Source organism: Methylobacterium phyllosphaerae (assembly GCF_001936175.1).
GTDB lineage: Bacteria > Pseudomonadota > Alphaproteobacteria > Rhizobiales > Beijerinckiaceae > Methylobacterium > Methylobacterium fujisawaense.
In genome coordinates, this window is record NZ_CP015367.1 from 1,986,423 (window position 1) to 2,004,967 (window position 18,545).

An 18,545-nucleotide genomic window follows, 5' to 3' on the forward strand; every position below is an offset into this window, starting at 1 on the left:
CATGCAGGACAAGACCCGCATCGTCTGCATCCGCCACGGGCAATCCACGTTCAACGCCGCGCACAGGCATGGGGGCGGCGATCCCGGCCTCCTCGACGCGCGCCTGACCGAGCTGGGCCACGCCCAGGCCCGGGCCGCGCGGGACCGGCTCCGGTCGGTCCCCTTCGATCTGGTGGTGGTCTCGCCCCTGACCCGGGCGATCGAGACCGCCGCGATCCTGTTCGGCGACCATCCGCGCCGGCCGCGCGTCCTCGTCGAGGTGCTGCACCGGGAATGCCAGGAGAGCAGCTGCGACGTCGGCCGGGCGGCCTCGGAGATCGCCGCGGAGTTCCCGCACCTCGATGTCGGGCACCTGCCCGAGGTCTGGTGGCATGCGGAGCCGGGCTGCGAGGTCGGCGGCTACCCGGTGGAGCCGCGCCCCCTGTTCGACGCCCGGGTCGCGGCGTTCCGCGACTGGCTGCGGGCCCGGCCGGAAGCCACCATCGCGGTGGTCGGGCACGGCACGTTCTTCTACCACCTCACCGGCACGTTCCTGGAGAATTGCGGCTCCATCGAGCTGGATCTCGAGGCGGCGCCCGCGGCGGCCTGATCAGGCCAGCGCCCCGGTCCGCGCGGCGTCCATGCGCTGACGGGCGCCGACGAGCGCGATCTCCGGAGCCTGTCGGCCGATGGCGAGCGCCTCGTCGAGGATCGCGCAGGCCTGGCTCCAGGTCCCGGCCACGAAGGGCGCGGCGCCTTCGGCCACCTCCGCGGCGCAGCGTGCATCCGTGCCCGCGCGTTGTGCCGCCGTCGCGGTGCGGGACACCGCCGCGGTGAGCGCGCCCTCGCGCCAGCGCCGCGCCTCGGCCGCCGCCTGCGAACGCGCCCCGCCCCGCCACGCGGCCGCGTTCGCCGCCGCCAGGGCCGCGGGCCAGTCCGGCGCGCCGATGCAGGCCTTCGCGTCCTCGACCATGCCGGCGACGGCGCAGAGCGGCGCCAGGATGCGGCGGACACTCTCCAGCGCCAGCGTCCGGGTGCGGGCGGCCTCGATCTCCGGAGCGTCGGCGCTGCCCGACAGCCGCAGCACGAAGGCCATCAGCTGGGGGCGCGCCTCGTCCGGCATGGTGTCGTTGAGCCCGAGGGCGTAGGCGGCGACCGGCCTGGAGAAGCAGGGCGGGCAATCGGCGCTGGAGCGGATCGCCCGGTAGGGCAGGCCCGCGGCCACGATCGCGGCCTCGTTGATGCAGGTCCCGCCGTCCGGGCCGGGGAAGGGATGCGATCCGGCGAGCAGACGCCAGTTCAGGATCGTCTCGAAATCGGGATGCATCAGCGCGCGCTCCGTCTCGGGTGCGCAGCGTGGCACGCCGCGCCCCGGATGGCGAGGCCCTTCAGCCGCCGAGCCCGGGCGCGAGGCCGGAGAGCATGGCGGCTCCCAGAACCAGCACGAAGGCGGCGGCGACGAGTTCGAGGCCGCCGAGCGCCAGGAGGCCCGCCTGTCCCCGGCCGCCGGCGAGGCGCAGGGCCGCGCGCTTGGCGAAGACCGCGAGGCAGGCCAGCGCCGTCGTGGTCAGGGCGGTGCCGAGGGCCATCGCCAGAACCGCCAGCACGCCCGCCCCGGGCACGCCCTGCGACACCGCGAAGACCAGGACCAGAACCGCGCCGGCGCAGGGGCGCGTGCCCGCCGCCAGCACCACCCCGGCCCGCTCGCGCCACGTGTCGAGGGTGTCGAGGGCCTGCGGCCCGGGCAGGTGGTTGCAGCCCGGGCCGCAGCCCGCACCGAGGGTCGCGAGGCGTCCGGCCTTGCGCCACGTCAGCACCAGCCCGATCAGGGCGACGAGGGCGAAGCTCACGGTCTCGATCAGGGTGCCGGCCCGGGTGATGCTCGCCGCCGTGGCGTTGAGGACCAGGGTGCCGAGGCCGACGATCGCCCCGGCCATGCAGGCCTGGAGCAGCGCGGCGCAGAGGCTCAGCGCGGCGCCGCGCCGGAGCGCCCGCTCCCCCGCCAGGATGTAGCCGGCGATCACCGCCTTGCCGTGGCCGGGACCGGCGGCATGGAACACGCCGTACGCGAAGGCGAGGCCGACCAGCGGGCCCCAGCTGCCGCCGCCCCGCAGCGCGCCGACCGCCGCGTTCAGGCTGCGGGAAAAGCTCGCCTGCAGCGCCAGGATCACCCCGCCGATCCCCGTGGCGGACGGGGCAGCCTCCCGGAAGCCGATCCCGAAGGGCGAGCGCGGCGGCGGCGCGGAGAGGCCGGGCGCGACGAGCCACGCGATCCCGGCCGCCAGGAGCGCGGCCAGCCCGATGGCCAGCGCCATGAGGCCGAGCCTCAGCCCCAGCCGTCCCGCCCCGGCGGGGGCGACGATCCCGATCCCTACGGACATGCCACGAGAACCCGGCTGGCGAACTGCACCCCGTAGGTCGAGGCGGCGGTGAGCGCCTCGAAGAAGGCCTCGGTCATCCCCGGGGATCCGGCATCGGCCGTCTTCGGCTGCTCGGTCTTCGGGCGGGTCACCGTGGCGGCGCAGCCCTGCGGCGCTCCCGCGAGGGTCGCGGCGTCGGTCCCCTCGGCGAACGAGAAGGCGACGAAATAGGTCGGGTCGTAGACCTCCAGCGCAGCCACGCCCCGCCCCTGCTGGACCGGCGTCTTCAGGGGCAGCAGGAAGGTCATGACCAGCGCCTTGTCCTCCATATGGGCTGCCGGCTCCTTCGGATCGCTGAAGGCCTGCTCCTTGCCGCCGACCTTCAGCTTCGTGAAGTAGCCGAACTCGGCGAGGTTGGCGGTGTTCTCGGCCGCGAGCCCGGCAAGCTCCTCCGGGCTGAGCTTGCCGTCCTTGTTGGTGTCGAGGCCCTGGGTCACGAAGGCCGTGTATTCGGGGTCGAAGCTCCACGTGTCGCGGACGCCCACGAGCTTTCCGCCCTCGTAGACGAGCTGCGCCTTGGCGGTGACCCAGACGTGGGGGTGCGCGGAAGCGCCCGAGGCGGCGCAGGCGAGGGCGGCGGCCAGCACCAGGGCGAGCGGTTTCGGGCAGTGCGCGGCGATCAGCATGGAAGGAGGCACGCTCGCGGCGGGAGGAACACGGTCAGGCCGGATCTTCCTCGCGTGCCGGTTGGGCGAAAGCGAGGCGCCGCCCCGTCGCGTGCGACGCTCACTCGCCCCCGTCGAGCCCCATCAATTGGAAGCTCACCCGCAGGTCGTTCGACATCGGGATGTCGAGGCGCTCGCCGTTGGGCAGGCGCTTGAGGAACCAGCGCTCGTAGGTCCAGCGCAGCGCCCGGCTTTCGGCGAGGCGCGTGAAGGTCTGCTGCACGATGCCGGCGAACTCCGGGTCGTCCTTGCGGAACATGATGCCGTAGGGCTCGTAGGAGAGCTTGTCGGGGAGCACCGTGTAGTTCGCCCCGTCCCGCGCGTCCGTGGCGATCAGCCCGTAGAGCAGCACGTCGTCGGTGGCGAAGGCGTCGGCCTTTCCGGCCTTCACCATGGCGTAGGACGCGGCATGGTCGGGCGCCGTGACCACCTGCGCGTCGATCTTCAGCCGGGCGAGGAGGTCGCGCACGGCCTTCTCGTTGGTTGTGCCGGCTGTCACCACCACGGTCTTGCCGCCGAGATCCCGGTAGGAGGCGACGCCCGAGCCCCGCTTCACCAGCAGCTGCGTCGCGCTGATGTAATCCACCGGCGAGAAGGCGACCTGCCTGCGGCGCTCGGCATTGGCGGTGGTCGAGCCGCATTCGAGGTCGATCTTGCCGGAGGTGAGCGCCGGGATGCGCGTCTCGGCGGTGACGGGCTCGTAGCGGATCCTCACCGGCCGGCCGATCGCCGCCTGGACGTCGTCGGCGATCTCGCCGCAGAGGTCGATGGCGTAGCCGATCGCCCGGGGGCTGCCGTCCGGCCGCTTGCCTTCCACGAAGGAGAACGGCACCGAACTCTCCCGGTAGCCGAGCACGATCTCCCCGCGCTCGGCGACGCTCCTGAGCGTGCCGGTGAGCGCCTCGACGGCGGCTGCGGGCGACACGCCCGCCAGCGCCAGCGCCAGAACCGCGATGAGCCGCATCGTCATCACAGAGCCTCCCAGGCGCACCGCACAAGCCACACCGCACGGGAGAGTGCCAGCGCCCGGCCCCTCCCATCCATCCCCCATCCAGAGGTGCCGAAGCGCAGCGGAAGCCTCGAAGCAGCCTTCCGGTCAGCGCCGCGATCCCTGGCGTCCTCCTCCGAGGCCCGCAGACGCGGTCACCTCAGGATGAGGAGGATGGGTTCGACAGCCGCCCTGCACCCGACATCCCGGCGGGTGCAGATCCCGTAAAACCGGCCCCTACTCCGCCGGCGAGGCCACGGTGCCGACATGGTCGAGGCGCTGGTCGGTGGTGGTGAGCTGCCCCTCCCACTTGGCGACCGCCACGGTGGCGACGCTGTTGCCCAGCACGTTGGTGGCCGAGCGCCCCATGTCCAGGAACTGGTCGATGCCGATGATCAGCAGCAGCCCGGCCTCCGGGATGTTGAAGTGCGCCAGCGTCGCCGAGATGACCACCAGCGAGGCGCGCGGCACGCCGGCCATGCCCTTCGACGTCACCATCAGCAGCAGCAGCATCGTGAGCTGCTGACCCCAGCTCAACGGGATGTTGTAGGCCTGCGCGATGAACATCACCGCGAAGGTACAGTACATCATCGAGCCGTCGAGGTTGAACGAGTAGCCCATGGGCAGCACGAACGACGTGATGCGGTTCGGCACCCCGAACTTCTCGAGGTTCGTCAGCATCTTCGGGTAGGCCGCCTCGCTCGACGCGGTCGAGAAGGCGAGCACGAAGGGCTCCTTGATCAGGTTGAACAGCCGCATGATGCCGCCGCCCCCGAGCATCAGGAAGCCGACGCCCATGAGCAGCGCCCAGAGCACGGCGAGCCCGATGTAGAACTCCACGAGGAACTTGCCGTAGGTCACGAGCACGCCGATGCCCTGCGTGGTGATCGTCGCCGCGATGGCGGCGAACACCGCCACGGGGGCGAACATCATCACGTAGCCCGTGACCTTGAGCATCACGTCGGCCAGGCCCTCGATGCCCTGCGCGAGGAGGCGCCCCTTCTCGCCGAGGGATGCCAGGCCGACGCCGAAGAAGATCGAGAAGACCACGATCTGCAGGATCTCGTTGTTGGCCATCGCCTCGACGGCGCTCTTCGGCACGAGGTGCGTCACGAATTCCTTGAGCGACAGCGAGGCCGCCTTGAGCCCCGTCCCGGCGCCGGCATCGGGCAGCGGCAGGTTCAGGTTCTGGCCGGGCTGCATCAGGTTGACCATGATCAGGCCGAGCATCAGCGAGCAGAACGAGGCGCCCACGAACCAGAGCAGCGCCTTGCCGCCGACCCGGCCGACCGCAGCGGTGTCCCCGAGATGCGCGATGCCGACCACGAGCGTGGAGAAGACCAGCGGCGCGATGATCATCTTGATCAGCCGCAGGAACACGTCGGAGACCAGCGCGATGTAGCCGGCGATCTCCTTGGCGGTCTGCGGATCGGGCCAAGTGATGCTGCAGGCGTAGCCAACGGCGATTCCGAGGAGCATGCCGACGAAGATCATCGTCGTGAGTCTCGACCCTGCCATCGGTACTGCTCCTCGCCTGAGCCCGGGATGATCGAGCATTTCAATTCGTTAACGTGTCGCAGGAACTGCGCCGCACGCAAGCCCGGCCGGGGCGCGTTACTGGCGTGGTCGACTGTTTTCGCGCGACGCTCGGGCGGCGATGAAACCTGTGGCCGGTGTGCTACGGCTGCGGTACGAGACTTGCCCCGCCGCGCCACCTGCGGTTCCCGTAGGCGGCACGAGAAACCTGCGCGCGCGAGAGTTCATGGACGTCTTCGTACAGCAGTTGATCAACGGGCTGACGCTCGGCTCGATCTATGGCCTGATCGCCATCGGCTACACGATGGTGTTCGGCATCATCGGCATGGTGAACTTCGCTCACGGCGACGTCTTCATGGTCTCCTGCTTCATCGCGCTGATCACCTTCCTGCTGTTGACCGTGTGGCTCGGGGTCAGCTCCATCGCCCTGGCCTTCCTGGTGGTGCTGGTGGTCGCCATGGTGCTCACCGCCCTGTGGGGCTGGGCGATCGAGCGCGTCGCCTACCGGCCGTTGCGCGGCTCGTTCCGGCTGGCGCCGCTGATCTCGGCGATCGGCGTCTCGATCTTCCTGTCGAACTTCGTCCAGGTGGTGCAGGGCGCGCGCAACAAGCCGACGCCGCCGATGCTGTCGGGGGGCATCACCCTGTTCGAGCGGGACGGCTACGCGGTGTTCCTGGCCTGGAAGCAGGTTCTGATCATGGCGGTCACCGCCGTGCTGCTCACGGGCTTCTGGTATCTCGTCCAGCGCACCCCCTTCGGCCGGGCGCAGCGCGCCTGTGAGCAGGACCGCAAGATGGCGGCGTTGCTGGGCATCGACGTCGACCGCACGATCTCCCTGACCTTCGTGCTCGGCGCCGCGCTGGCGGCCGTCGCCGGCGTCCTCTACCTCATGTATTACGGCGTCGTGTCGTTCTCGGACGGGTTCGTGCCCGGCGTGAAAGCCTTCACGGCGGCGGTGCTCGGCGGCATCGGCTCCCTGCCCGGCGCGGTTCTCGGCGGCCTGATCATCGGCCTGATCGAGACCTTCTGGTCCGCCTACTTCTCCATCGAGTACAAGGACGTCGCCGCCTTCTCGATCCTGGCGATCGTCCTGATCTTCATGCCCTCGGGCATCCTGGGCCGGCCCGAGGTCGAGAAAGTCTGATGGCCCGTTCTCAGGCTGCGCTTCCCGACTCCGCGATGGCCGGCATCCTGCGCGACGCCGCCCTGTACGCCCTCGTCACCTTCGGCCTCTGCGTGCCGATCATCGCCTACCGCACCGATCCCGGGCCCGGGACCGAGCTGGTGCTCGTCCCGCGCTGGGGACTGGTGGCGGCGCTCTGCGCGGCGATCTTCGTGGCGCGGCTCGTCCAGCGCCTCGTGCTGCTGCGCCGTGACGCCCGGCGGGCGCTGACCCCCTCCCCGTCCCAGGCCACCGAGGCGGTCCACGGCGAGCCGGATGCGGGCCAGAAGACCTCGAAGGTCGGGCTCTATCTGTTCATCGGCATCGCCCTGACGCTGCCGATGATCGCGGCGGCGGCCACCGGCGGCCTGTCCTCTGCGCGCTACTGGATCGACCTCGGCATCCTGATCCTCACCTACGTGATGCTCGGCTGGGGCCTGAACATCGTGGTCGGCCTCGCCGGTCTCCTCGATCTCGGCTACGTCGCCTTCTACGCGGTCGGCGCCTATTCCTACGCCCTGCTCTCGACCACCTTCGGCCTGTCGTTCTGGGTCTGCCTGCCGCTGGCGGGCCTGTTCGCCGGCCTGTGGGGGATGATCCTGGGCTTTCCCGTGCTGCGCCTGCGCGGCGACTATCTGGCCATCGTCACCCTGGCCTTCGGCGAGATCATCCGCCTCGTCCTGATCAACTGGACCGACGTGACCGGCGGCGGGGCGGGCATCTCGTCGATCCCGCGGGCGACCTTCTTCGGGATCCCGTTCACGGCGGGCGACGACGGGTTCGCGGCGACCTTCGGCATCCCGTACGATTCGATGCACCGGCTGGTCTTCCTGTACTACCTGATCCTCGGCCTCGCCCTGATCACGAACTTCGTCACCCTGCGCCTGCGCCGCCTGCCGATCGGGAGGGCCTGGGAGGCGCTGCGCGAGGACGAGATCGCCTGCCGCTCCCTCGGCATCGACACCACCGCCACGAAGCTCACGGCCTTCGCGCTGGGGGCGGCCTTCGGGGGCGTCGCCGGCTCGTTCTTCGCCGTGCGCCAGGGCTTCATCAGCCCGGAGAGCTTCAACTTCCTCGAGAGCGCCATCATCCTGGCGATCGTGGTGCTGGGCGGCATGGGCAGTCAGGTCGGCGTCGCGATCGCCGCGGTGGCGATGGTCGGCGGGCCGGAGATGCTGCGCAACCTCGGCTTCCTGAAGGCCGTGTTCGGCGAGGGGTTCGATCCCAGCGAGTACCGCCTGCTCCTGTTCGGGCTGGCCATGGTGGCCATGATGGTCTGGCGCCCGCGCGGCCTGATCTCGGAGCGCATGCCGTCGGTGTCGCTCGGCGAGCGCCGCGCGGTCTCGGGCGCCCATGTGAGCGAGGGGCACGGCTGATGGCGGCCTCACCCCTCGCCCCCCCGGTGCTCACGGTCGAGCACCTGACCATGCGGTTCGGCGGGCTGACCGCCGTCTCCGACCTGTCCTTCGCGGCGCGGCGCGGCGACATCACCGCCTTGATCGGCCCGAACGGGGCTGGCAAGACCACGGTGTTCAACTGCATCACCGGCTTCTACAAGCCCACCGAGGGCATGCTGACGCTGGCGCATGCCGACGGCACCGCGCACCTGCTAGAGCGGCTGCCCAACCACAAGGTCAACCGCACCGCCCGGGTGGCCCGCACCTTTCAGAACATCCGCCTGTTCCAGGGCATGACGGTGTTGGAAAACCTTCTGGTCGCCCAGCACGCCCCCCTGATGCGCGCCTCGGGCTACACGATCCTGGGCTTGCTCGGCCTCAAGACCTACCGGGACGCGCAGGAGGCCGCGATCGAGCGCGCCAAGGCGTGGCTGACGCGCATCGACCTGATGGCGCGGGCCGACGATCCGGCGGGCGCCCTGCCTTATGGCGCGCAGCGGCGCCTGGAGATCGCCCGGGCGATGTGTACGGACCCGGTCCTGCTCTGCCTCGACGAGCCGGCCGCCGGCCTCAACCCCCGGGAATCGGCCGAGCTGAATGGCCTCCTGCGCCACATCCGGGACGAGCACGACACCTCGGTGCTGCTGATCGAGCACGACATGTCGGTGGTGATGGAGATCTCCGACCACGTGGTCGTGCTGGATTACGGCGTGAAGATCGCCGACGGCTCTCCCGCCGAGGTGCGGGCCGACCCGAAGGTGATCGCCGCCTATCTGGGTGTGGAGGACGAAGAGGTGGAGGCCGTGGAGGCCGAGGTCGGGATCACCGTGCCGCACGCGGACGAGACCCATACGGGAGCCTCGGCATGAGCGTCGCCGGCATCAACGTCCTGGTCGAGGAGACGCGGGCGATCCAGGCGGGCCGCAAGCCGCCGCTCCTCGCGGTGCGCGACGTCTCGACCTATTACGGCAGCGTCGCCGCCCTGCGCGGCGTCGATCTCGACGTCGCCGAGGGCGAGATCGTCACGCTGATCGGCGCCAACGGCGCCGGCAAGTCGACCCTGATGATGACGATCTTCGGCAGCCCCCAGGCGCGCTCGGGGACGATCACCTATGACGGGCGCGACATCACCCGGATGCCGACGCACGCCATCGCCCGGCTCGGCATCGCCCAGTCGCCGGAGGGCCGCCGGGTCTTCCCGCGCATGACGGTCTACGAGAATCTCCAGATGGGCGCCGCCCTCCATGACGGGCGCTTCTTCGCCGAGGATCTGGAGAAGGTCTGCACCCTGTTCCCGCGGGTCAAGGAGCGCCTGAACCAGCGTGCCGGCACCATGTCGGGCGGCGAGCAGCAGATGCTGGCCATCGCCCGGGCGCTGATGAGCCGCCCGCGCCTGCTGCTCCTCGACGAGCCGTCGCTGGGCCTCGCGCCGCTGGTGGTGAAGGGCATCTTCGACGCGATCCGGGAACTCAACCGGACCGAGGGCATGACGATCTTCCTCGTCGAGCAGAATGCCTACCACGCCCTCAAGCTCGCCCATCGCGGCTACGTGCTGGTCAACGGTCGGGTCACCATGAGCGGCACCGGCCGCGCGCTGCTCGACGACCCGAACGTCAAGGCCGCCTATCTGGAAGGGGGCCATGCCGGCCCGGTCGGGGCATGAGCGCGCTGCAGGGAATCCTCTACGAGGAGCCGTCGGCCTGGCTGTTCCTGCTCGTCACCGTGGTGATGGGCGGCTGGGCCGGCTGGATGGCGGCCCGCGGCATCGCCCGGGGTTGGCGGCCGTTCTGGCACTGCGCACTGGCGCTGCTTCTGGTGGCGGCTGCCGTGCGCTTCATCCACTACGCCCTGTTTTCGGGCACGCTGCTCTCGCTGCACTACTATGCGGTCGACGCGGTCGTCGTCATGATCATCGGCGCGGCGGGCTTCCGCTACACGCGGACGCGCCAGATGACGAGCCAGTACCGCTGGCTCTACGAGAAGACCTCACCGCTGACATGGCGCGCACGGGCGCCCGAAGCGGACGAGGTCCGATGAGTGCGGCCGGATCCGCACGTGCGGTCCTGACACTTAGGGGTAGTACGCGATGAGATCGATTCTGCTGGCCGGGCTCGCCCTCGGCGCGATGGTGGCGGCCGCCCAGGCCGCCGAGGTCAAGCTCGGCGTCGCCGCGCCGATCACCGGCAACAGCGCCGCCATCGGCGCGCAGCTCAAGAACGGCGCGAGCCAGGCGGTCGAGGACCTGAACAAGGCCGGTACCCTCAAGGGCACGACGCTCACCGTCACGGTGGGCGACGACGCCTCCGACCCGAAGCAGGGCGTCTCGGTGGCCAACAAGTTCGCCAGTGAAGGCGTGAAGATGGTCGTCGGCGACTACAATTCCGGCGTGTCGATCCCGGCCTCCGACGTCTACCTCGACGCCGGCATCATCCAGGTCACGCCGGCCTCCACGAACGTGAAGTTCACCGAGCGCGGCATGTGGAACACGTTCCGCACCTGCGGCCGCGACGACCAGCAGGGCGCAGTGGCGGGCAATTACCTGGCCGAGAAGTTCAAGGGCAAGAAGATCGCCTTCGTCCACGACAAGACGCCCTACGGGAAGGGGCTGGCCGACGAGACCCTGAAGGCGCTCAAGGCCAAGGGCGGCAAGGAGGTCATGTACGAGGGCATCAACCCGGGCGAGAAGGACTACTCTGCGCTCGTCTCCAAGCTGAAGTCGGCCAATGTCGATGTGGTCTATTTCGGCGGCTACTACACCGAGGCCGGCCTGATCCTGCGCCAGATGCGCGATCAGGGGCTGAAGGCGCCGATGATGGGCGGCGACGGCATGGTCGACCGCGAACTCGTGGCGATCGCCGGTCCCGCCGCCGAGGGCACGCTGACCACCTTCCCGCCGGACGCCCGCAAGAACCCGAACGCCAAGGCGGCGCTGGCCGCGTTCAAGGCCAAGAACATCGATCCGGAGGGCTACACGCTCTACTCGTACGCGGCCGTGCAGGTCCTGGCCAAGGCGATGGCCGAGACCGGCTCCAGCGACGGCAAGAAGCTGGCCGACTGGCTGCACCAGGGCAAGCCGGTGGACACGGTGGTCGGGCCGATCGCCTACGACAAGAAGGGCGACATCACCCGGCCCGACTACGTCATGTACGAATGGAAGAAGGGGCCGGACGGCAAGATCGACTACAGCGGCAATGAGCTGACGAAGTAAGCCGCGGCCACGAACCGGGTTTCCAGTCCGACGCCGTCTCCCGATACCGCGGGGGGCGGCGTCGTCGTTTTCTATACCGTGGATTCGTCAGCTTTCCGGGCGGATCCGTCCTCCGCACCGCGTGCGTACGCCTAAGAAGTGTGCATGATGCCGCCGGCGCGAGCGTGAGGCCGGCTCAGCGCTTGGGAGGAGGCCATGGGGACGGCAGGGACCGCGTCTGCAGACGTGCGCAGCAGCTTGGCCGCGACGTGTCCGTACTCAGCCGCAGGCCTGCGCGGCACGACAACCCTTCTCCCGGCACCATCATTGCAAAGGCGTCGCCCGAGCGGGCGGGCCCGCGTACCCCGCCGCCGGCCGACACGATTCGGCCCGATCCAGGAGTTCCGTACCGATGCAGTCTGATATCGCTCGCCGCGGCCTTGCCGCGGCGCTGGGCCTGACCCTCGCCCTTGCTCCGATGAGCCTGCGGGCGGAGGAGCTGACCGGCACCCTCAAGAAGGTGAAGGACGCCAACGCCATCGTCATCGGCTATCGCGATGCCTCCGTCCCGTTTTCCTATCTCGGCGGCGACCAGAAGCCGGTCGGCTACGCGATGGACATCTGCTACAAGATCGCCGACGCCGTGAAGGCCAAGCTCAACCTCCCGAACCTCGAGGTGAAGCTCAACCCGGTGACCTCCGCCACCCGCATCCCGCTGATGGCGAACGGCACGATCGATCTCGAGTGCGGCTCGACGACCAACAACGCCGAGCGCGAGAAGCAGGTGTGGTTCACCAACTCGCACTTCCTGACCGCGACCCGCTACGTCTCGAAGAAGTCGGCCAACCTGCACACGATCGAGGACCTGAAGGGCAAGACAGTCGTGTCGACCTCGGGCACCACGAACATCAAGCAGATCAACGAGGCCAACACGGAGCGCAAGCTCGGCCTGACGATCCTGCCGGCCAAGGACCACGCCGAGGCGTTCCTGATGGTCGAGACCGGCCGCGCCGCCGCCTTCGTGATGGACGACGTGCTGCTCGCCTCGCTCGCCGCCTCCTCGAAGGACCCGTCCGCCTACGAGATCTCCACCGAGGCCCTGTCGAAGCCTGAGCCCTACGGCATCATGCTCCGCAAGGACGACACGGAGTTCAAGAAGGTCGCGGACGACGCCACCGCCAAGCTCTACACGAGCCCCGAGGGCAAGGCGCTCTACGACAAGTGGTTCACGAAGCCGATCCCGCCGCGCAACATCAACCTCAACCTGCCGATGAGCGCGGAGATGAAGAAGCAGTTCACGACCCCGATCTCGAGCCCCGACCCGGCGGCCTACTGAGATCCGTTCGGTTCGCTTTCATGCCATGATGCGCACCGCGGGCTCCCGCCCGCGGTGCGTCTCTGTAAGTTCACAGTAGAAGCGGCGCGATGAACTACAACTGGAACTGGCGGATCTTCTTCGACGCCTCGCCGGAGGGCACCGGCACGTATCTCGACATGCTGCTCTCGGGGCTCATGTGGACGATCACGACCGCGCTCTGCTCCTGGGTGATCGCCTTCTTCCTGGGCTCCCTGATCGGCGTGCTGCGGACCCTGCCGTCGAAGACCGCGAACACCGTCGGTACCGCCTACGTGGAATTGTTCCGCAACGTGCCGCTGCTGGTGCAGATGTTCCTCTGGTACTTCGTGCTGCCCGAAGTGGTCCCGACCCGGATCGGCGACGCGATCAAGCAATTGCCCGACGCGCCGTTCTACACGGCGGTGGTGTGCCTCGGCTTCTTCACCGCTTCGCGCGTCGCCGAGCAGGTCCGCGCCGGCATCCAGGCGCTGCCGCGGGGCCAGCGCATGGCCGGCACCGCCATGGGCTTCACGACCTATCAGACCTACCGCTACGTGCTGCTGCCCAACGCCTACCGGATCATCCTGCCGCCGATGACCTCGGAATTCCTCAACAATCTCAAGAACACGTCGGTGGCGCTGACCATCGGCCTGCTGGAACTGACCGCCCGGGCCCGCTCGATGCAGGAATTCTCGTTCCAGGTGTTCGAGGCGTTCACGGCGGCGACGATCCTCTACGTGATCATCAACCTCGTGGTGGTCACGGCGGCGACCTTCCTGGAGAAGGCGGTCGCCATCCCCGGCCAGCGCTGAGGGCCGCTCGCTTCCGTTCCGCCACCCCGCCCGACGGCCACCGGTAACAGGCCCCGATGCTCTCGAATTTCGACTTCTCCGTCATCGTCTCGTCCCTGCCCTACCTGTTCGGGCAGGGCATGGTCTTCACCGTGACGCTCACCGCCATGGCCGCCGTTGGCGGGGTGATCATCGGCACGCTGCTGGCGATGGCGCGCCTGTCGGGCATTCCCGGCCTGTGGCACCTCGCCAAGGGTTATGTCGAGCTGTGCCGCTCGCTCCCGCTGGTGCTGGTGATCTTCTGGTTCTACTTCCTGGTGCCGTATATCGGCGCCTACGTGACGGGGGCCTCGACGCCGATCCAGGTCGGCGCCTTCCCGTCCGCCCTGATCACCTTCATGGCCTTCGAGGCGGCCTACTTCTCGGAGATCATGCGGGCCGGCATCCAGTCGATCCCGAAGGGCCAGACGGCGGCCGCCCAGGCGCTCGGGATGAACTACTGGCAGACCATGGGCAACGTGATCCTGCCCCAGGCCTTCCGCAACATGCTGCCGCTGCTGCTGACCCAGACCATCATCCTCTTCCAGGACACGTCGCTGGTCTACGTGCTGTCGCTCACCGACTTCATGGGCGCCGCCTCGAAGGTCGCCCAGCGCGACGGACGCCTCGTCGAGATGTATATCTTCGCAGCGGTGGTTTATTTCGTGATCTGCTTCTCGGCCTCGTTCCTGGTGCGCCGCCTGCAGCGCCGCGTGGCCATCATCCGCTGACCGACACTGGAGACCGTGCCATGACCTCGTCCCCGATGCCGGCTCCCACCGCCGCCGAACCCGTCGCCGATGCCAGCCACGCGCCCAAGGATGCCGGCCTGCAGTCGGGCGGCCTGATCGCCGGCGCGCCCCTCGTCGCGCCCGGCGAGACGATGATCGCCATCGACAACATCAGCAAATGGTACGGCGACTTCCAGGTGCTGACGAACTGCACCACCAAAGTCGCCAAGGGCGAGGTGGTGGTCGTCTGCGGTCCTTCGGGCTCGGGCAAGTCGACCCTGATCAAGTGCGTGAATGCCCTGGAGCCCTTCCAGAAGGGCCAGATCACGGTGGCCGGCACCAAGGTCGCCGACAAGGCGACCAATCTGCCCAAGCTCCGCTCGCGGGTCGGCATGGTGTTCCAGCATTTCGAGCTGTTCCCGCACCTGTCGATTACCGACAACCTCACCATCGCCCAGCGCAAGGTGCTCGGCCGCAGCGCCGAGGATGCCAAGAAGCGCGGGCTCGACCTTCTCGCCCGGGTCGGCCTCGGCGCCCACGCGAACAAGTTCCCCGGCCAGCTCTCCGGCGGCCAGCAGCAGCGCGTGGCCATCGCGCGGGCGCTCGCCATGAACCCGGTGGTGATGCTGTTCGACGAGCCGACCTCGGCGCTCGACCCCGAGATGGTCGGCGAGGTGCTCGACGTGATGGTCGAACTCGCCAAGGAAGGCATGACCATGATGGTCGTGACCCACGAGATGGGCTTCGCCCGCAAGGTCGCCGACCGGGTGATCTTCATGGATCGCGGCGAGATCGTCGAGGACGCCAAGAAGGAGGAGTTCTTCGGCAGCCCCCGCTCCGAGCGGGCCCAGACCTTCCTGTCGAAGATCCTGCAACACTGAGTTGGAGCGCTCTACTCCGACGCCTCCTGCGCGGCCCGATATTCCCGCCCGTGCTGGCAATAGCCCTCGACGATGCGGATCATCATGGCGCGTTTCTCGGCGTCGAGGGGGCCCAGGATCCTGGCCGGGCGGCCGCCCCACAGATAACCGGCCTCCAGGATCTGGCCGGAATCCGTGGTGGCGCCCGCCGCCAGCATGACGTCGTCGGCGATCAGGGTTCCTGATGCAATCGTCGCGCCGATGCCGATCAACGAACGTGCCCCGATCCGGCAATCCGAGATCCGGACGTTGTGGGCGATGGTGGTGTCCCGCCCGATCACCACGCCGTCCGCCCGGGTGCGGATGACCGTGTTGTCCTGAATATTGGTATCGGCGCCGACGACGATCGGGCCGACCTCGGCGTTGAGGTCGCAGCAGAACAGCACGCTCGCCCCGGCTCCGAGGCTCACCCGCCCGCGCAGACGGGCGTTGCGCGCCACGAACACGCTGTCGTCGACCTCCGATACTTCCCCGGGCGGGAGAGCGGATCCGTCGCCCATGCGCTCACGCAGCCGCTCGGCGCGCTCGGCGATCTCATCGGCTCCGATCGCACGGCTCGGACGGGCGGGACTGCCGGCATAGGCGTAGCCGCCGGGCAGCGTCGCCCGAGGGAATACGGTCGAGCCCGCCTCGATCACCGCACCGTCGCCGACCTCGGCGCCGTCGAGGATCACCACGTCGTCCTCGACGACCACGTCGGAGCCGAGCGTGCAGGCGTGCACGACGCTGTTGCGCCCGACCGTGACGCGGTCGCCGACCCGGGTGCCGTGCGTCCGGGTGGCGATGTGCACCGTCGAGCGGTGGCCGAGCCAGAAGCGGTCGCCGAGGATGACGGTCTGGCCGTCGGCGCGAATCACCGCCTCGTCGCCGATCCAGGCCTGCGCGCCGATCCGCGCGGCGCCGATCACCGTGCTGCCGCGACCGCACCAGACCGGGCGGCTGACGAAATCCGGCTGCACGCCGTCGTAGGGCAGGATCAGGTCGGGGGTCACGCGGGTATCCTTCTCCAGCGCCGTCCGGAGCACGCGGGCTCATCCGAGGACCGCGCGCCGGGCCGGCAGGGCGCGACGGACCGTCTCATATAGAGGCGGAGCCGGGTGTGACAGGGACGGGACTGGCCCGCAAAGCCGCGGACTCCTATGGATCGGGCCATGAGCGCCCCCGTTCCGAGCATCGCCATCCAGGCCGAGCCCTTCGACACCGCGGCCGAGATCGCCAGCGTGAGCGCGGCGCTGGGCGGCCGGGCGGGCGCCGTCGTCACCTTCACCGGCCTGTGCCGCGACGAGGGCGGGCGGCTGACCGCCCTGGAGCTGGAGCACTACCCCGGCATGGCCGAGGCCGAGATCCGGCGGGTCGCCGACGAGGCGATGGCCCGCTGGCCGCTCCAGGCCCTGCGGGTGATCCACCGCCATGGGCTGGTGCGCCCGGGCGACGGCATCGTGCTGGTGGTGACCGCCGCGAGCCACCGGGTCGCGGCCTTCGCGGCCGCGGATTTCCTGATGGATTACCTCAAGACCCGCGCCCCGTTCTGGAAGCGCGAGCACCTCGCCGACGGCACCACCGGCGGTTGGGTCGAGGCGACGGCTCAGGATGACGCCGCGGCCGGGCGCTGGCGCTGAGGGTCGAGTCCCGCGCCGCGCGACACGATCCGCGTCCCGAAGAGGACGAGGCGGCTGGGTTGATCGCCGGTATCGATGTCCGGCCCGGGCCGAGGGCGCGGATCCGGCTGGCGCCGCCGGTGCTCCTGCGGGGGCGCCCGATGGGCCGAAGCCTGCGGTCCGGCGGCGCGCGCGGACAACCGGCGGACGGGCATCCCCGCCCCGCAGCCGCCCGCGAAGGCCGGAGAGAGCCGGCGGTTCAGGACATCGCCGTCCCGAACGCCCGCCGCCATCGGGCGGACGCCTGCGTGTCCCCCCTGTCATCCCGGTCCCGCCTTCGGTGCCCGGACTGACGGGAAGGCCGATCGGGGCATCCGTCGCAGTCGGAGAGTCGAACAAGCCGGGGACGTCGCCGGCGAACCCGGACCATCGGTTCGGGGTCGCTTCACCCTGAGAACCCGCGGTCTCGCCCTTGACCCCTGAGGGCCCAGGGCGTTCGTGAACCCGCGGTGCAGGAGTGATGATGTCGGACAGCAAGCTACAGGACTTGGACGGCCCGGTCGGGCCCTGGCGCGGAACGGCGCCGCTCGCAGCCTCCGGGATCGCCGTGGTGTGCTTCGTGGCGGCACTGGCGCTGGCCTGGATGTCCGCTGGCACGCTCCTGCTGATCTTCGCCGGCGTGCTCCTCGGCGTGTTCCTCGACGGCCTGACCCGCGGGCTCGGCCGCATCCTGCCCCTGCCGCGGGCCCTGCGATTGTCCGTCGTCAGCCTCGTGGTGGCGATCGCGGTGGTCGGCTTCGCGAGCTACGGCGGCGCCACCATCGTCCAGCAGGGCCGCGAACTCGGCACCACGATCAAGGATCAGGCGGCCACGGTGTCGGGCTGGCTCTCGGAGCGCGGCATCGACGTGCCGAGCCTCGCCCCGCAGGGCAGCGGCAAGGACGGCTCGACGGATTCGGGCCAGAAGGAGGGCGGCCTCGCCGGCCTCGCCTCCGGCCTGATGAAGGGCAGCGGCTCCTTCGTGTCGGATGCCGGCAGCGTCCTCGGACCGGCCGCGGCGGTGGTCCTGGGCCTGTTCGATGCCCTCGGCAACGTCCTGGTGATCGCCTTTCTGGGCCTCGCCTTCGCGGCCGACCCGAAGGCCTACCGGGACGGGGTCGTCCGGTTCGTGCCTCCGGCGAAGCGCTGGCGCGCCAGCCAGGTCCTCGACGGGGCCGGCGAGACCCTGCGCCACTGGCTGTTCGGCCAGCTGATCATCATGGCGGTGATCTTCCTGTGCACCTGGGCCGGCCTCGCCTTCCTGGGGATCGGCGGTGCGCTGATCCTGGGGCTCCAGGCGGGCGTGCTCGCCTTCGTGCCGACGGTCGGGCCGCTGGTCGCGGGCCTCGTCATCATCCTCGCCGCGCTCGCCTCGGGCACGAAGGCGGTGATCGGCGCGATCGGCGTGTATCTGGCGGTCCAGTGCCTGGAGAGCTACGGCCTGACGCCGTTCATCCAGAAGCGGGCGCTGGACATCCCCCCGGCCACGATCTTCGCCGGCCAGCTGATCCTCGGCGTGATCTTCGGGCTGTGGGGCATCGCCCTCGCCCTGCCCTTGATGGCGGTCATCAAGGTCCTACTGGAGCAGCTCTACGTGGAGGATACGCTCCACGAGCAGCCGAGCAATTGAGCGGAGGGACTTGCTCCAGGGCGGCCGGTGATCGGATCGCCGCCGCAGAGGGCCTGCCGGCCGAGCTTCCGCGTCGGGGAGCCGGCCCGATCCTCCAGCCTTCCCCGGGAGGGGCCGCCGCACCGCG

Annotated in this window: 19 protein-coding genes; 13 read left to right on the top strand and 6 right to left on the bottom strand. The window is 69.7% G+C overall.

All coding sequences use genetic code 11. The features are described 5' to 3' along the window. Position 1: 1 nt before the first annotated feature. A complete protein-coding gene (locus tag MCBMB27_RS08800; RefSeq protein ID WP_043384910.1) occupies positions 2 to 589 on the top strand; it encodes a histidine phosphatase family protein in 588 nt (195 codons plus the stop codon). On the opposite strand, the gene MCBMB27_RS08805 is transcribed toward MCBMB27_RS08800, so the two are convergent. The 5 genes from MCBMB27_RS08805 to MCBMB27_RS08825 all read right to left on the bottom strand — a co-directional run bounded on the left by MCBMB27_RS08805 (position 590) and on the right by MCBMB27_RS08825 (position 5,570). Next, on the bottom strand, positions 590 to 1,306 hold the full coding sequence (locus MCBMB27_RS08805) for a hypothetical protein (protein WP_043757468.1): 717 nt from the start codon (positions 1,304 to 1,306) through the stop codon (positions 590 to 592). It abuts the gene before it with no gap. Positions 1,307 to 1,367: 61 nt separating this feature from the next. Further along, positions 1,368 to 2,360 carry a nickel/cobalt transporter gene (locus MCBMB27_RS08810; protein WP_043384916.1) on the bottom strand — a complete coding sequence of 331 codons (993 nt, stop codon included), beginning with the start codon at positions 2,358 to 2,360 and terminating at the stop codon, positions 1,368 to 1,370. Then, positions 2,351 to 3,025, bottom strand: coding sequence for a DUF1007 family protein (locus tag MCBMB27_RS08815; RefSeq protein ID WP_053608340.1), 675 nt, complete (start codon positions 3,023 to 3,025; stop codon positions 2,351 to 2,353). The genes MCBMB27_RS08810 and MCBMB27_RS08815 overlap by 10 nt, the downstream gene beginning before the upstream one ends. Before the next feature lie 100 nt (positions 3,026 to 3,125). Then, positions 3,126 to 4,034 (bottom strand): amino acid ABC transporter substrate-binding protein, encoded by a 909-nt coding sequence (locus MCBMB27_RS08820; protein ID WP_075380240.1) that lies wholly within the window; start codon positions 4,032 to 4,034, stop codon positions 3,126 to 3,128. A gap of 255 nt (positions 4,035 to 4,289) precedes the next feature. Continuing rightward, the gene (locus MCBMB27_RS08825) at positions 4,290 to 5,570 is read right to left on the bottom strand and encodes a dicarboxylate/amino acid:cation symporter (protein WP_043356732.1); all 1,281 of its coding nucleotides are present in this window, start codon (positions 5,568 to 5,570) and stop codon (positions 4,290 to 4,292) included. A gap of 244 nt (positions 5,571 to 5,814) precedes the next feature. Here MCBMB27_RS08825 and MCBMB27_RS08830 point away from each other — a divergent pair, with 244 nt between their 5' ends. From MCBMB27_RS08830 to MCBMB27_RS08875, 10 genes are all read left to right on the top strand, one after another. Next, entirely contained in the window at positions 5,815 to 6,732 is a 918-nt protein-coding gene (locus MCBMB27_RS08830; protein WP_020094234.1) for a branched-chain amino acid ABC transporter permease, read from the top strand. Continuing rightward, positions 6,732 to 8,126 (top strand): high-affinity branched-chain amino acid ABC transporter permease LivM, encoded by a 1,395-nt coding sequence (gene livM / locus MCBMB27_RS08835; RefSeq protein WP_043384925.1) that lies wholly within the window; start codon positions 6,732 to 6,734, stop codon positions 8,124 to 8,126. The genes MCBMB27_RS08830 and livM overlap by 1 nt, the downstream gene beginning before the upstream one ends. Then, a complete protein-coding gene (locus MCBMB27_RS08840; protein ID WP_043757476.1) occupies positions 8,126 to 9,016 on the top strand; it encodes an ABC transporter ATP-binding protein in 891 nt (296 codons plus the stop codon). The genes livM and MCBMB27_RS08840 overlap by 1 nt, the downstream gene beginning before the upstream one ends. Beyond that, positions 9,013 to 9,810: an ABC transporter ATP-binding protein gene (locus MCBMB27_RS08845; protein WP_043348611.1), complete on the top strand. Its 798-nt coding sequence runs from the start codon at positions 9,013 to 9,015 to the stop codon at positions 9,808 to 9,810. Before MCBMB27_RS08840 ends, MCBMB27_RS08845 begins: the two co-directional genes overlap by 4 nt. A 5-nt stretch (positions 9,811 to 9,815) precedes the next feature. Continuing rightward, complete coding sequence (locus MCBMB27_RS08850; RefSeq protein ID WP_043348619.1) at positions 9,816 to 10,184, top strand: DUF6867 family protein; 369 nt, start codon at positions 9,816 to 9,818, stop codon at positions 10,182 to 10,184. A gap of 49 nt (positions 10,185 to 10,233) precedes the next feature. After that, positions 10,234 to 11,355, top strand: a complete 1,122-nt coding sequence (locus MCBMB27_RS08855) for a branched-chain amino acid ABC transporter substrate-binding protein (protein ID WP_043348612.1) — start codon at positions 10,234 to 10,236, stop codon at positions 11,353 to 11,355. Positions 11,356 to 11,746: 391 nt separating this feature from the next. Continuing rightward, positions 11,747 to 12,670, top strand: coding sequence for an amino acid ABC transporter substrate-binding protein (locus MCBMB27_RS08860; protein WP_043384931.1), 924 nt, complete (start codon positions 11,747 to 11,749; stop codon positions 12,668 to 12,670). Between the two features lie 89 nt (positions 12,671 to 12,759). Continuing rightward, entirely contained in the window at positions 12,760 to 13,482 is a 723-nt protein-coding gene (locus MCBMB27_RS08865) for an amino acid ABC transporter permease (RefSeq protein WP_043348617.1), read from the top strand. Between the two features lie 56 nt (positions 13,483 to 13,538). After that, a complete protein-coding gene (locus MCBMB27_RS08870) occupies positions 13,539 to 14,231 on the top strand; it encodes an amino acid ABC transporter permease (protein WP_043384934.1) in 693 nt (230 codons plus the stop codon). Positions 14,232 to 14,383: 152 nt separating this feature from the next. Continuing rightward, complete coding sequence (locus MCBMB27_RS08875; RefSeq protein ID WP_043385028.1) at positions 14,384 to 15,112, top strand: amino acid ABC transporter ATP-binding protein; 729 nt, start codon at positions 14,384 to 14,386, stop codon at positions 15,110 to 15,112. A gap of 11 nt (positions 15,113 to 15,123) precedes the next feature. On the opposite strand, the gene MCBMB27_RS08880 is transcribed toward MCBMB27_RS08875, so the two are convergent. Next, the gene (locus MCBMB27_RS08880) at positions 15,124 to 16,143 is read right to left on the bottom strand and encodes a gamma carbonic anhydrase family protein (RefSeq protein WP_075381904.1); all 1,020 of its coding nucleotides are present in this window, start codon (positions 16,141 to 16,143) and stop codon (positions 15,124 to 15,126) included. 159 nt (positions 16,144 to 16,302) lie between these two features. Between MCBMB27_RS08880 and MCBMB27_RS08885 the strand changes: the two genes are divergently transcribed. After that, entirely contained in the window at positions 16,303 to 16,770 is a 468-nt protein-coding gene (locus MCBMB27_RS08885) for a molybdenum cofactor biosynthesis protein MoaE (protein ID WP_043757480.1), read from the top strand. Between the two features lie 502 nt (positions 16,771 to 17,272). After that, positions 17,273 to 18,418, top strand: a complete 1,146-nt coding sequence (locus MCBMB27_RS08895) for an AI-2E family transporter (RefSeq protein WP_043761155.1) — start codon at positions 17,273 to 17,275, stop codon at positions 18,416 to 18,418. Positions 18,419 to 18,545: the final 127 nt, after the last annotated feature.